Origin of the sequence: Thermoleptolyngbya sp. PKUAC-SCTB121 (assembly GCF_016919485.1) — a bacterium.
Taxonomy (GTDB): Bacteria; Cyanobacteriota; Cyanobacteriia; order Elainellales; family Elainellaceae; genus Thermoleptolyngbya; species Thermoleptolyngbya sichuanensis.
Map to the genome: position 1 here is coordinate 1,803,961 of NZ_CP070366.1, position 14,337 is coordinate 1,818,297.

Annotated in this window: 12 protein-coding genes; 6 read left to right on the plus strand and 6 right to left on the minus strand. The window is 57.4% G+C overall.

The genetic code is table 11. The features are described from left to right. Position 1: 1 nt before the first annotated feature. Both JTM80_RS07570 and JTM80_RS07575 read left to right on the plus strand, forming a co-directional pair. A complete protein-coding gene (locus tag JTM80_RS07570) occupies positions 2-1,096 on the plus strand; it encodes a glycosyltransferase family 4 protein (protein ID WP_172358632.1) in 1,095 nt (364 codons plus the stop codon). A gap of 150 nt (positions 1,097-1,246) precedes the next feature. Continuing rightward, positions 1,247-2,620 carry a metallophosphoesterase family protein gene (locus JTM80_RS07575; protein WP_172358631.1) on the plus strand — a complete coding sequence of 458 codons (1,374 nt, stop codon included), beginning with the start codon at positions 1,247-1,249 and terminating at the stop codon, positions 2,618-2,620. A 176-nt stretch (positions 2,621-2,796) separates the two neighbouring features. On the opposite strand, the gene JTM80_RS07580 is transcribed toward JTM80_RS07575, so the two are convergent. From JTM80_RS07580 to JTM80_RS07605, 6 genes are all read right to left on the minus strand, one after another. Next, positions 2,797-3,324 carry a PEP-CTERM sorting domain-containing protein gene (locus JTM80_RS07580; RefSeq protein WP_205370896.1) on the minus strand — a complete coding sequence of 176 codons (528 nt, stop codon included), beginning with the start codon at positions 3,322-3,324 and terminating at the stop codon, positions 2,797-2,799. A gap of 70 nt (positions 3,325-3,394) precedes the next feature. Then, positions 3,395-5,767: a GAF domain-containing protein gene (locus tag JTM80_RS07585; protein ID WP_205370898.1), complete on the minus strand. Its 2,373-nt coding sequence runs from the start codon at positions 5,765-5,767 to the stop codon at positions 3,395-3,397. A 437-nt stretch (positions 5,768-6,204) separates the two neighbouring features. Then, entirely contained in the window at positions 6,205-7,284 is a 1,080-nt protein-coding gene (locus JTM80_RS07590) for an ABC transporter ATP-binding protein (protein ID WP_172358628.1), read from the minus strand. Between the two features lie 112 nt (positions 7,285-7,396). Continuing rightward, entirely contained in the window at positions 7,397-8,227 is an 831-nt protein-coding gene (locus tag JTM80_RS07595; protein WP_205370900.1) for an ABC transporter permease, read from the minus strand. A 293-nt stretch (positions 8,228-8,520) separates the two neighbouring features. Then, positions 8,521-9,435, minus strand: a complete 915-nt coding sequence (locus JTM80_RS07600; protein WP_172358627.1) for a glycosyltransferase family 2 protein — start codon at positions 9,433-9,435, stop codon at positions 8,521-8,523. Positions 9,436-9,619: 184 nt separating this feature from the next. Continuing rightward, positions 9,620-10,159: a Tfp pilus assembly protein FimT/FimU gene (locus JTM80_RS07605; protein WP_172358626.1), complete on the minus strand. Its 540-nt coding sequence runs from the start codon at positions 10,157-10,159 to the stop codon at positions 9,620-9,622. A 39-nt stretch (positions 10,160-10,198) separates the two neighbouring features. Between JTM80_RS07605 and JTM80_RS22985 the strand changes: the two genes are divergently transcribed. The 4 genes from JTM80_RS22985 (at position 10,199) to JTM80_RS07620 (ending at position 14,333) form a co-directional block, all read left to right on the plus strand. Beyond that, complete coding sequence (locus tag JTM80_RS22985) at positions 10,199-10,321, plus strand: hypothetical protein (RefSeq protein ID WP_255548892.1); 123 nt, start codon at positions 10,199-10,201, stop codon at positions 10,319-10,321. A 15-nt stretch (positions 10,322-10,336) separates the two neighbouring features. Next, the gene (locus JTM80_RS07610) at positions 10,337-11,107 is read left to right on the plus strand and encodes a WecB/TagA/CpsF family glycosyltransferase (RefSeq protein WP_205371310.1); all 771 of its coding nucleotides are present in this window, start codon (positions 10,337-10,339) and stop codon (positions 11,105-11,107) included. 321 nt (positions 11,108-11,428) lie between these two features. After that, on the plus strand, positions 11,429-12,676 hold the full coding sequence (locus tag JTM80_RS07615; RefSeq protein WP_172358625.1) for a Zn-dependent hydrolase: 1,248 nt from the start codon (positions 11,429-11,431) through the stop codon (positions 12,674-12,676). 463 nt (positions 12,677-13,139) lie between these two features. After that, on the plus strand, positions 13,140-14,333 hold the full coding sequence (locus JTM80_RS07620; RefSeq protein WP_172358624.1) for an ABC transporter ATP-binding protein: 1,194 nt from the start codon (positions 13,140-13,142) through the stop codon (positions 14,331-14,333). The last annotated feature ends 4 nt before the right edge of the window (positions 14,334-14,337 follow it).

Here is a 14,337-nt window from a genome sequence, read left to right on the forward strand (position 1 = left end):
GATGAAGGTTGTTCTATTACACTTTTGTTTTACGGAATATACCGTTGGGCTGGCCAATGGATTGGCGAATTATGTTGATTTAACGTTGATTCATCCAGAAAAGATTTCTGCGGACTGTCGAAAAGCGCTCGATCCGCGCGTCAAGGTGCGGACGTTTGCCAAGCCTCGGATTCGCAATCCGCGCAATGTGTTTGCAATGGCGGAGATGATGCGGCTGATTCGGGAGGCTCAACCCGATGTGCTGCATGTGCAGGAGACAAACGACTTTTGGTATGACCTGACGCTGTTCTTCAACTCGATGCCGCCGCTGGTGACCACGATTCACGATGTGTTTCGACATCCGGGCGATCGCGACAATGTGTGGGGGTCTGAACATACCCGCCGCATCGCGTTCTACAAGTCGCAGGCGCTGATCGTCCATGCCAATCCGCTCAAAGAAGCCTTGGTGAACCAGTTTCGAGTGCCGGGCGATCGCATCTCGGTATTGCCCCACGGCGAGATTGGCAGCTTTTTCCAAAAATGGGCGGATGGCGTGCATCTGCCGCGCGAACCCTACACCCTGCTGTTTTTTGGTCGCATCTGGCCTTATAAGGGCTTGAAGTATCTGGTGGAAGCCATGCCGCTGGTGGCAGAGCGTTTCCCCGATGTGCGGCTGATTGTTGCGGGGCGGGGGGAAAACCTGAGCCAGTATTTTTCTGGGGAACCGGACCCCCGCCAGTTTGAAATTTTGAACGAGTTTATTCCCCTCAAGGCGGTGGCAGGGCTATTTCAGCGCAGCACTGTGGCGGTTTTGCCCTATGTCGAGTCTTCCCAAAGTGGCGTGGCGGCTGTGGCGTTTGCGATGGGAACCCCTGTGATCGCCTCTAATATTGGCGGGCTGGCAGAAATGGTCAACCAGGGGCAAGACGGGCTGCTGGTTCCCCCCGGAGACAGCCGCGCCCTAGCAGACGCAATTATTCGCCTGTTGGGCGATCGCGCATTACAAGAGCGCTTTGCCACCGCCGGTCTGGCCCGCTGCCAGGCTGACCTGAACTGGTCCAATATTGCGGCAAGCACCGTGGAAATCTATCAACGGGCGATCGCCGCAAAACGATAGACCAATAGACTACACTCAACAGCCCCGAAACTAGTGTTCTCAGTGCTTTTCTAGAGACTGACCTCACACACGCTATCGGGTCGTTTTTCTCCCAATTGCGAAAGCTCTGGATTCTGCAAACCCTTGTAAAATCTCTCTACCGAAACCATCATGGCTCGTCATCGAACTCCATCGGTTCCACGCTGGCGGTTTGTCAGCAAGTCCCTTCCCAAATGGCTCATTGCGCTGGGGCTGGCGCTGCTGTTTCTCTTCTTCAGCGCAACGGTTGCCTACTCTGCCTACAAAGCACACCGCCGTCGCCCACCTGATCAGGTGCATCTCGCTTGGATTAAAGATCCAGCGACGACCATGACCATCGTTTGGCGCACCTACCGGGGCTACACCCCCTCCTACGTGCAATATCGTCCAAAGGGCACTGAGGCATGGCAAGAGTGGGTAGGAGTCCACCGTCCTTCTGGCACAGGGGGCACGTTGCACGAAGTTACCCTTGAAGACCTTTCCCCCAACACCGAATACGAATACCGAGTGAAAGGTGACTACTGGTCAGTCTGGAGCGACCCCTACACGTTCCGAACCGCTCCAGCGGGGGGCGCAAGTGAGTTTGACGTAGTATACGTTGCCGACACGGGGCTGGTGGGGCGCAAAGACGGACTCTCGACCGGAACCCAGCAGATTATCGACGAAATTGCCAAGCTGAATCCTTTGCTTGTGCTGGGTGGCGGTGATTACGCCTACTACGATGGCGACAAACGCTATCGGCCGCTCGATCGGGCGATCGATGCCTGGTTTAACCAAATGATGCCTGTGGCCAGCAAAGCAGCGCTGATGCCAACCTATGGCAATCACGAAGCCATGTTGCAGGAAAGCGTCGATCTTTGGTCGCAGCGCTTTCCCACGCCCGCTGGGTTTGACCACAACCTCAACTACTCTTTTGATGTGGGCAACGTCCACTTTATCTCTCTGTTCACGATTTTTGAGGAGCAGGGCGTTTCCAACGGAACCCTGAAGTGGCTGGAGGAAGACATTCAGGCCGCGCAAGCCGCGGGCAAACGGTGGATTATTCCGTTTACCCATGTGTCGGCCTTTGCCGAGGGCAAGAGCCACCCATCCAACCTGGCGCTGCGGGCGCAGCTTGGGCCACTGCTGGAAAAGTACGGCGTGAAGCTGATTGTCTCTTCCCATGACCAGGCCTATGAGCGAACCTACCCGCTGGTCAATGTGCCCCAGTCCATCACCGCAACCTCTACTTCCAAATCTTGCTACACCCTGGAAGATGGCGTGACTTGGCTAAAGGTCAGTCCTGGAGGCAAAGAGAGCAACAAGAGCGGTTCGTTTTCAATCTTTCAAAGCGACACTGCGCCCCCCTGGACTGCCTACCGCAACAACACGATGCATGTGTTTACGCAGCTTCACTTTACGCCGGATCAGCGATTGCAGGTCAAGACTTACGGCTTGAAAGGCGATGGAAAGCCGCCCGTGGTGCTGGATGCGTTTGAGTACACGACGGGGCGCTGTGGCGCGTGATGGTTTAGCGGTCTATTTAGCTATCTAAGTAGATAGACCAGATTAAAAAACAGATCCTGAACCCTGCGCCGCCCGCGCAGCGGGCGGCGCAGGGTCTTTGGGTTTTATGTTTATTAATGTCCACCTACTTAACTCTGTTTTAGCTGTCTACACTGTTGGCGCTGGATTCGCGAGGTCTATTGCTGTCGCTTGCGGCGCAGGCCAACCCCCAACACGCCTGCGCCGACCAGCCCCAGCAGGCTGGAGGGTTCAGGAGTAGGGGCGATCGCCACGTCCAGATCCTTAAAGGACACGCGAGTCTGCCCCAGTCCATCGACTCCAGAGAAGCCCTCCGCTCCCAGCCCCTTGGTTAGGGCAACGCCGTAGGTCGGGTCGGATTCTAGGCTGGTGCCCGTGGCCATGGTGCTGCCAAACAGGGCGATCGCCGTGTTGGTAAAGGCTCGCTGGTTGGTCCAGTTGCCCAGATCGTCGTCAAAATAGCTAAAGGCGTTTTCCGTGTTGGGAATTTCGCCCGGAACCTCGCTGCCCTTGAGCGAGGTTTTGCCGCCAAAGGTTGCCGTTTTCATCAGCGGGTCGTAGGTGTCGCCTTCAGTTAGGTAGGTGGCTTTTACGCCAGAAATCGTCCAGTTGCCGCTCTTCTCATCCGGCTCCGCGCCAGTCAGGTTAGCAATGAACACGCCATTCTGACCCAGTGCAATTGACATCCTCCATGTCGGTGTCTGTCACCACCAGCGCTGTGTTTTCGTCCACCCCAAAGGCAGTGTCAATCAGCGTTTATGCGTTGGCGTGGGTGTCGCGGATAGCGGTGATGACATCGTGGGGCTGCCCAGCCAGCGGTAACGCTAGCACAAAAGTCGTCTGCCCCGAGGCGCTCTTGACCGACAACTGTCCGCCGATGAGAACAGCCAGTTTTCGAGCCAGCGCCAGGCCCAGCCCCGTGCCGCCATATTTCCAGGGGTCGTTGTTGGGAATGCGATAGAACTTTTCAAAGATGCGATCGCGCTCCTCGGCAGGAATTTCTACCCCCGTATTCGTCACGCAAATCCGCAGTTGCCTGGGAACCGATATCGCTTCAGCCCCGCCCCCAGTCTGTTCAGCTTTAATATCCTCAATATCCTGTTCGATGCGGACTTGAATCTCGCCGCCCGCAGGCGTGTACTTGCAGGCATTGTGCAGCAGTTCCGAAAGAATGCGCTCTAGGTAGCTGAGGTCGGTGGTCAATGGCTTCAGGTCGTTTGGAACCTGAATTTCCAGGTGTTGCTGCTGGTTGTGGACATATTGCAGAAATGGCTCCGCAATGTGAGGCAGAATATCCCGCAGGTTTACCGTCGTCCACAGAAGCGGCTCCGTTTCTGAGTCTACGCGGGCCAGTTCAAGCAGATCGTTAATTAAACTAGTCTCCCGGAGGCTTTCTTCTTTCAGAATTTGCACAAAGGGGGCGGCGTGTTGGAGCAGTTGCACGGCTAGCGGCTCGGTCACGCTGTTGGTCATGTCGCGCAAGGTGATTTCGAGCATCTGCGTCGCCATCGAGATATTCGACAAGGGCGTTCGCAGCTCATGAGACACCGTATTGAGAAAGTCGTCCTTAAGCTGGTTGAGGCGTTCTAGCTCGGCGACCTGAGCTTGGGCAGCCTGAAACAGACGGGCCTGACGAATGGCGATCGCACACTGAATGGCGACCTGTTCTGCCAGACGGATGTCTTGCTCCGTAAACACACGCTCCGCCGGACACACCAGCGTCAAAATGCCCAGGTTGCCCTGCTCATCGGCAATGGGGCAGCGAAACAGGCCGACCCAGTCCGCCAGCGGGTGCTGGCCGCAGATATGGGTATAGGATTGGGCATCGATGCAAGCCTGTAGGTCGTGATGGTCTTCGCAGCGAAACTCTAGACCTCGAACCGGGGGCAAATGAATCGGAAACTCGTAGGCGATCTGATAGGTTTTATCATCATCACTAAAGAAGCCGACTTCACAGCTAGACAGATGAAGTTGCTCGGCAAGTTCTTGCACCGCCGTTTGCAAAATCTGATGCTCGTCGAGGCTGTCGCGCAGGCGATCGCTAATGCGGCGCAGCATGGCTTCATAGTTGAGCGATCGCTCCAGTTCTGCCGTGCGCTGCTGCACCTTGTCTTCCAGGTTCAGGTTTAGCTGCCGCACCTGGTTATAAAGTTCTGCCTGCTGGAGGGCGATCGCCAACTGATCAGCAATATGCTGGAGCAGATCTGCCTCGCTGGTCTGCCACTGGCGATGCGTCTCGCAGCTATGCACAATCAGCAGCCCCCAGAGCATGGGCATCTCTGGAACATTGCCTGCATCGCCAACACCCTCAGCCGCATTTCCACCATTGGTTGTCTGATCTGGGGACTGGAGAGAGCGGCGCTGCAAAATCGCCGCCACCATTTTGGACTTGACGCGAAACTGCTGCATATAGTCCGCCAGACACCCAGCCCAGGCATCCTGATACACATCGGGAACCAACCGCGTCTTGTGCTGCTGATAAAAGGCACGACAACTGCCCCCAAAGCACCGATCTTCCAGCTTCATCTCTAGGGTCGGCGGATAGGCCGGATTTACCGATTCCTGGATCACTACGCCCGCTTCAGCGCTGATCAGCCGAAAGATCAGCGCTCGATCAACCCGTAGCACCCGCCGCACCTCCTCTACGGCCGTAGACAAGATCGTTTCCACACTCAGCGATTGGCGGATGCGCTGAGTAATGTCCCGCAGGACGCGTTCGCGCTGGGCTTGCTGGCGCAGCAGTTCCTCTATCTGCTGGCAGTTTTCAGGAAAATTCGCCCCGGCGTGACCGACTTCGCGCAGTGTGACCAAGCTTAGGTCGGGCAGCGCATGACTTGCGATTCCGTAGGCCACCTGTCGAGCGGTGCCGTCTTCGGCAAACAGATCCAGCTTGCCCTGGAGCGGTTCCGTCGAAGCCTGTCGGGACGCTTGACTCCGCTGCAAATCGAGGCATAGAGAGGCAGGCAGCACGTTTGCAGCAGGTTGCCCGACCAACATCTCGCGCGATCGCCCCAACAGCCCGCAAGCCGATGCATTGCAGCCCACGACACAGCCCGTGGCATCAATCGCCACAACCCCGTCTAGAGACTCATCAAACAGGGCCCAAAAGGGCTGAACATCAAATGGCATAAGCGCGTTAACAACCATCTTGCAGCCAGAACCCCTCAGGAGCAGGCTTGCTTTAATGAATTCGAAAAGATCCCAAAAAGCCCGAAAACGTTACCCTCGCCGAGAAGGTCAATACTTTTAGTAACTTTTTAAAGATTAGTAACTTTTTGGAAGAATAAAGTAAAAAATGCTGTAGCCCTGAAAATTCTGGACATGTCTGGCATGAAGTCCTCTTCGTAAAGCTTGTAGAGTCTATATAGATTAAGACTGATGGAGTCTATGGCTGATAGAGCCTAAAGCTTATAAAGTTGGATAGAGTTTGTGTTTCCAATCCTATCTCAGGAGAGGAAGTGTCTATGGGGTGCGTCTGTGTGTCTCAATCCTATTAAGCGCCTGATCTAAATAGATCTAAACAGGCTAAGTAGTGTCGCTCTGGATCGCCCTAGCGATCGCCCCTGCTAATGTGGCAGCACAATGCACGCGCCCTCTTCCCAAACCACCCCACAGGCATCGCCCTCAGCCGGGGCGACTTGTCCTCCAAGCTGCGTCGCCATCAGGGGCCCCAGCGGCGTGTCTAGCCTGCATTCCCAGACCTGGCCGATGTAGGTGACCTGGCGAATCGTCGCGGCGATCGCCCCCGGTGCATCCGTCGCCACCAGTCGCACCCGCTCTGGCCGCAGCATGATAGTCGCCGCATCGCCCACGGTCAGCCCGGTTCCGGTGACCAGCGCTCGAAGCGGAAAGCCATTGAGGGCGATCGCCGCTTGGTCGCCCTCGATCGCCTGCACCATGCCTTGCAGAAAATTTGCCTTGCCAATGAACTGCGCCACAAAATGCGAGGCGGGTCGATTGTAAATGTCCTTTGGGCTGCCCAACTGCTGCACCTGGCCGCTGTGCATCACGGCGATGCGATCGCTCAGGGCCAGCGCCTCTTCCTGGTCATGCGTCACGTAGATAAACGTCAGCCCCGTCTCGCGCTGAAGCTCCCGCAGTTCTTGCCGCACCTCCTCTCGGATCTTGGCATCCAGCGCCGACAGCGGCTCATCTAGCAGCAGCACCTTGGGCCGGCTAATCAGCGCCCGCGCCAGCGCCACCCGCTGCTGTTGCCCGCCCGAAAGCTGCGACGGACGGCGATCGCCCAGCCCCTCAATCCGAAACATCCGCATCGCCTCTGCCACTCGCGGTTCTGCCTCCGCCCGCGCCACGCTTGCAATTTGCAGCGGATAGGCAATATTCTCCGCCACCGTCATGTGGGGAAACAGCGCATAGCTCTGAAACACCGTATGCACGGCCCGTCGGTAGGGCGGCAGGGTGGTCACGTCCTCGCCACCGAGGCAAACCTGCCCATACTCCGGAATCTCGAACCCGCCAATCAGCCGCAGCGTTGTCGTTTTGCCCGACCCGCTCGACCCCAGCAGCGAAAAAAACTCCCCCGGCTGCACCGCCAGCGTCACGTCTTTCACCGCGTAGACTTCCTTTTGTCCACTGCCGTAGATTTTGCTGACGCGATCGAGAGACACAATGGGTTGGGAAGGCATGGAGAGGGGTTAGGCATGGAGGAGTTGAAGAGTTGGAAAGGGAACGGGCTGCTGGGGATCAGGGTTGCTGGGGATCAGGGTTGCTGGGGAGATAGACGGCTGCTTCACGCCATCACCCGTCCCGCTGCGCTTGTTGACTCAGCAGCACCAGGACGGTACTCACCGTGAGGATCAGTGTGGCGATCGCCGCAATTTCTGGCGTGATGTTGGTGCGGAGGCGACCCCAAATCTCCATCGGCAGGGTGTTGTCGCGGCCGGTGAGGAAAATGGTGACGACGACTTCATCAAAGGATAGCGTGAAGGCGAGCAAGGCTCCGGCAACCACAGCGCTGCGAAGGTAGGGAAATAGCACGTCTCGAAACACCTGAACGGGCGTGGCTCCCAGGTCGTAGGCGGCTTCTTCCAGGCTGCGGGGAAACTGGCCCAGGCGCGTTAGCATCGGCCCCAACGCTACAGGCAGCCCAAAGATGGCATGTCCCAAAATCACGGTCCACAGCGACAGCGGCAGGCCGAGATCCGAGAAATAGGCCAGCATTGCCACACCCGTCACGATTCCCGGCAGCAAGATGGGCAGATTCAGCGCGATGCGAAAGGCGTTTTTGCCCCAAAACTGGTAGCGATAGATGGCAAAGGCCGCCAGCAGCGCAAAGATAGATGCCAGCACCGTCGCCACCGCCGCCACCCGAATCGAGTTGCCCAGCGCCACGCGCATCGCTGCATCTTCCAGGGCCATGCGATACCAGCGCAGGGTAAAGCCCTGAAACGGCAGCGATAGGATGCGCGAGTTGTTGAAGCTCATCAGCACCAGCACGCCGATGGGCAAGTACAAAAAGCCAAACACTAGCATTGCCCACAGCCCCAAGGCCCAAGGGCGGCGCTGCGTTTGGCGGGGGGCGATCGCCCCGGTATCTATCGCCCCGGTATCCATTGCTCCAGTATCCATCAACGGGTCGTCAAGTGCTATAACGTGAGTGCCATCACCATTCGCGCCATACCAAACTTATATTGATTTTGGATTTTGGATTGGCAATTTTAGATTGGCGATTTTGGATTACGGGTCGAGTCTCTGTGAGGCGTGCAGCGTTTTCACCTGTAGCGCGGTTTGCGGGAATGAGATTAGCCCTGTGCTAACCTTAGCGCCCTATTCATAAGGCTGTATGACTACAGCTACGTCATTATTATTATTGTTGGCGCTTGGCACTGTGTTACTAGCGCCGGACTATTAGCGACGGATTACTAGCGCCAGACTAAGTGTCGGAGTGCTAGCCCCAGATAGCTCAGTTGTCCGTAAGCGTAGACCAAATTATCGAACCGCAGGGCGGGGTCATTGCCGTATCGCAGCGAGTGGTATAGTCCCCGCAGGAGGCGATCGCCCCCCCGCCGCACCTGCCCCAGTCCGGCTTTTCCGGTCAGGCGTTCCCGCTGATATTCGCTCACGCCCTGCCACCAGCTTCGTTCCAGAAACCACCCCTGGTGGCGGCGTTCGGGCGCGACCCGGTGAGTAACTTCGGCATCGGGCAAGTATTGAACCGTTCTGCCCTGACGCAGCGCCAGTTCTGTCAGGTGCAGTTCTTCGTTGGATAGGAGCGTGTTGCCCACGCGCCCAAGCTGCTCCGAAAAGCCGCCGACTGATTCCCAAAAGTCGCGCCGGAGGGCATAGTTCACGCCGCGTGGCGTTTGCCCCGGCTGCTGAATCTTGACTGGCGCATTGCCCAGGTCGTATGCGCCGAGGCTGCTGGCCAGGTTTGCCGAAAGCCAGCGGGGGGGCAGCCGCCCTTCCCAATCCAGCAAGACGCGCCCGCCTGCGATCGCCAGGTTCTCGTCTGCCTGAAACGCTTCGGACAGCACTCGCAGCCATTGTGGAGAGGCGATCGCATCGTCATCCAAATAGGCCAGCAGGGGCGCGGCGGCGTGGGTGGCTCCAGTGTTGCGGGCGACGGATAGCCCCAGCGTCGGCTCTGGCACATAGCGCAGCCGAGAATCCTGCAAAAACGGCTCCACTATAGTCCGCGTGTCATCGGTGGAGGCGTTGTCTACCACCAAAACCTCGTAGGGTTCTCTGAACTCCTGACGCAGCAGACTGGCGATCGCCCCAGCCAAATAACCAGCCCGATTATGCGTACAGATAATGGCAGAAATACGCGGCGACATTTGGCAAACCTCAAAAGCACGTTCCAAGGCTCCAAGACAGGTTTCGTTCAATTCTGCGAGGACTGACGCAGTTGGATGATTTCTCGCGGGCGCAGCCCGCGAGAAATCATCCAAAACCTAGAAAACTGATCGCAAGTGCGTAGGCCCTGTCTGCGTTTAACCCTGCATCTAGCCATGCGCCCGACTATGGCTGGGGGCAACCTTTGCGAACGACTCCGATCAATGTAGATACCGTAACGCATCGTTTCATCTGGAGGTTGTTCTGCCGGATCAGCGTCACCCGCCCCAATTGCCCAAGGACTCGACCCTGATGATTAAACTGAACGCGATACAACCCACCCGTTTGATACAGCGTCATTTCTGTGGGATGAAGCTGAATACTGGGGTCGAGGTCGCGCCACAAAATCTGTTCAATGGGGGTGTTGATCGGATGGGCAGCAACTTGCACAAAGCCGTAGGAGTCTGTCCGCAGGCTGACCTGCCAGGTGGAACGGGTCTGCTCTGCCCGAAACTGGGCCAGCCGCATGGTTTGAAAGATTTCATCCTGGGCTGCGTTGAGACTGCGGGCGCTAAAGAAAGTAATCCAGCTAGGGGCGGCGATCGCCATCAGAACCGCAACGATCGCCACGACCGCAATTTTCTCGATCAGCGTAAACCCCATCGCCACGTCGCGCTCGAACCGGAGGGGCAAAGACTCTGCCCCAAAACGAGTTAAAGCTTTCATAGAGATTTATCAGAGTGTGAGAGATGCACCAGCCAACCTGTGCTTAAAATAAAATTCCCTACGGTGGCGATCGCCTATCGACACATTCCCTCTGATGCGCCCTCCCAGGAGAAAACCATCAGGGCCGACCCGTTGGGGCATAATAATCAGCGGTGGTTTTGAGGAAACATGCTCAACATGCCTGACGTAATCGACGCGCTGCCAGACAATCTGCAACCTGCAATGGCAGACGTGCTGGGGCTGCCGATTCACCTGCTGCCGGACTATGGCGACTGGCTGCTGGCGCAACTCGCACAGGGCAATCGCGGCGTGCATGTGGTCACGCTAAATGCCGAAATGGCCATGCAGGCAGAGCAAAACGACGCGCTGGCAGCAGTAATCCGGCAAGCAGAATTGGTGATTCCCGATGGTGCAGGCGTGGTGCTGTATCTGCGCTTGCGGGGATATCGCGTCAACCGCTGTCCGGGCATTGAGCTATCGGAGTGCGTGATTCGAGCGTCTGCCGACCCAGCCTTGCCCGGCGCGCCCTACTCGCTATTTTTCTTTGGCGGTGCGCCTGGGGTCGCAGATGAAGCGGCGCGGGTGTGGCAAGAAAACGTGCCAGGACTGGCGATCGCCGGGGTGCAGCACGGCTACCTCCCGCCCGAAGAGCAAGCCCCGCTGCTGGAACGGCTCCGAGAACTCCAGCCGCGCCTAATTTTGGTGGGGTTGGGGGTTCCTCGACAAGAATTTTGGATTGCCCAACACCGCCATGTTTGCCCCAATGCAATTTGGATCGGCGTGGGCGGCAGCTTCGATATCTGGTCGGGCACCAAAACCCGCGCCCCGGGCTGGCTCCGCAACAACAACCTAGAGTGGGTCTATCGACTCTATCAAGAACCGTGGCGCTGGCGACGAATGCTGGCGCTGCCGCAGTTTGCATGGCGGGCAGTGGTGTATAGAGGGTGACGGGGAAAGGGGGAAATCGGCAGAGCGCTGCGGGTTTGTTGCAGGTTCACTGCCGGATCACTGCTACCTCTGAACAGTTGCCTCTTAGCGCCTTTTAGTGATGGCGGCAATAACCCGCGACTCCAAGAGTTTGCGATTTCCGCATCTTTGTATACAGTATGCATATGAGAACCGATTTATGCTGGATAACTTGGGGGGTGTGCTGATTCGCCGATCTTCCAGGACGCAACGCCACCGACAGGATCAAACCTGGGATGGAAATTCGCCTCAGTGACCCGTGTTGACGCTGAAATCACAGAAAATCAATGTTTGGGGGATGGAATGGTAGTTCTTTCTAAACAGCTTGCAGTCAATGGCGATCGCCTCATGCAGTCCATTGATCGACTGGCCAAAATCGGACGGCAGCCCAACGGCGACATCTGCCGCCTGGCCTTCTCGCCAGAAGATTTGCAGGCCCGCTATCTGGTGCAGCAGTGGATGATCGAGGCTGGTATGACCGTGCGGACGGACGCTGCCGGAAACCTGATCGGCCGCTACGAGGGCACCGACCCCAACGCACCCGCCCTGGCCACGGGTTCCCACATCGACACCGTGCCCTCTGGCGGCCCGTTTGATGGTGCGCTGGGCGTGCTGGGCGGCATTGAAGTCGTGCGGACGCTGAAGGAGAACGGCCTGCGGCTGCGGCATCCCATTGAGGTCATTGTATTTACCGATGAGGAGAGCAGCATGATCGGCGGGCAGGCGATCGCCGGGACGGTGTTGCTAGATCAGCCAGAGCGCTATTTGCCCAAGATCGACCAGCCGATTGAGTCGTGCCTAGAGAAAATTGGCGGCGACTGGAGCCAACTGCCCAGCGCCCGCCGCACCCGCGCCGACATTGCCGCCTTTGTGGAACTGCATGTGGAGCAGGGCTGCGTGCTGGAGCGCAAGGGCCAGGCGATTGGCGTGGTGCAGGGCGTAGTGGGGATGCAGCGGCATCTGATCACGATTCATGGCCAGCCCAACCATGCAGGCACCACCCCCATGGACATGCGCCAAGACGCGCTGATTGCCGCCGCAAAGGTCATTCTGTCGGTGCAGGCGATCGCTCTAGAGCAGCCCAGCCAGCCCGTCGCCACTGTCGGCTATCTCACCGTCGCCCCCAACGCGATGAACATTGTGCCGGGAACCGTAGAACTGTCGGTCGATATGCGCGACCTGTCGCAGGTGGTGCTAGAACAAATGCTGGAGAAGCTGAAGCAGACCCTGTGCGAGATTGCGATCGCCACCCACACCCGCATCGACATCGCGCCCGTCCTTACGGTGGAGCCGACGCTGGCCTCTCTCAATGTCCAGGCAGCGATTGAAGCCGTCTCGCAAGACCTTAACCTGAGCTACCTCTACATGCCCAGCCGCGCCGGCCACGACGCAATGGAGATGGGCCGCTTTACCGACATGGGCATGATCTTCGTGCCCAGCCAAGAGGGACTCAGCCACTCCGGCATGGAATACACCTCGCCAGAGCAATGCACCCAGGGCGCGGACGTGCTGCTGCATACGCTGATCAAGCTCGACCCGATCTATGCCTAAAAGGCCTCAAAAAGGCCTATAGAGAGCCTTAGTAGAACCCGTTCAGCGGCCGTGGAAAGTCTTTCGCGGCCATTTTTGCAGGCCCAATTGGGATAAAGAGTCGCAAACCACCGGAAAATTCAATGAAATTCCAGGAATCGACATTTTTCTAAAATTTTCCATGACTTGCGCCTAAAAGCTCTAGGGTTTGCGGAGGGTTATGAATGTAGCGTCAGATACAACGTGTAGATCTTTAAAGCCTTTTGATAGATGACATTCCTTCGGCATTAAGGCATCTGGCATCTGAATTGCAAATCTGAACCACAGGGCCGCCAAGTGCAAAGCCGCCAAGTGCGACTTTAATCCCGTAGAACCTTTCAGATAAATCCTTTCAGAATCGCTTGCTGAATCCGGGGGATCACCTGACTCACGTCGCCGCCGTCCAGGCTGCAAGGCTTTTTCAAGGCTTTTTGGGGATGTTTTAATGACTCACTCATCTGTCTCAGCGTCAGCTTCGCCGACCGTCGATGGGGGCGGAGTTGCACCAATTCCCTATGACATTCCATCCACGACCGTAGGCGTATCTCTCCGCTCGGTCACCAAAAAATACGGCCCCGTGACGGCAGTTGAAAATATTACCCTCGACATCCCGCCCGGTTCCTACTGCTGTTTGCTGGGGCCGAGCGGCTGCGGCAAAACCACCACGATGCGAATGATTGCAGGGCATGAGGACATTACTCAGGGCGACGTATACATTGGCGACCTGCGGGTGAATGACCTGCCGCCTGCCCAGCGCAGCACCGCCATGATGTTCCAAAACTACGCCCTGTTCCCCCACAAGACGGTCTGGCAAAACGTCGAGTTTGGGCTGCGGATGCGCGATATTCCCAAGCCCGAACGCGACCAGCGCGTCGGCGAAATCCTGGAAATCGTCGGGCTGAGCCAGTTTGCCAGCCGCAAACCCGCCCAGTTGAGCGGTGGACAGCAGCAGCGGGTGGCCCTAGCGCGATCGCTCGTCACTCGTCCCCAGGTGCTAATGCTAGACGAACCCCTCAGCGCCCTCGATGAAAACCTGCGGGTAAAAACGCGGGGCGAACTGCGCCGTCTGCAAAAGCAGTTTGGCATGACCTTCATCCAGGTAACGCACAATCAGGACGAAGCCTATTCCCTATCAGACATGATCGTGGTCATGGATCACGGGCGGATTGATCAGGTAGGCACGCCCCAGGAAATCTTCGTCAAGCCAATTTCCCAGTTCGTTGCAAAATTCACAGGCGACAACAACATCTTCAAAGGAACCGTCTGCCGCGCCGACCAAGATGCCGAGGGCTATCGGGTGCAGATGGAGGTGCCAAAGCTGGGAACGCTCCTCTGCCGGGGCGACTATGCCCAGGTTGGCGCAGAGGCCGCTTGCTCGGTGCGGGCAGACCGGGTGAAGGTGGAGCCGCTGTCGGCTGCGGACACGTCGCCCCGCGCTCTGGTGAATCAGGTGACGGCACGAATTGTAGCCATTGAATTCACAGGCTATGTCACTCGCGTCACCCTGGCGCTAGAGAAAACCGGACAGGAGGTGCTGTACAAAGTCCGCAGCACCGATTGGGTGAGCCAAGCGCTCCAGGAAGGGCAAGTCGTGGCGCTAAGCTGGCTGGCTGATGACTGTGTGTTCTTGTCGCATTAACGTC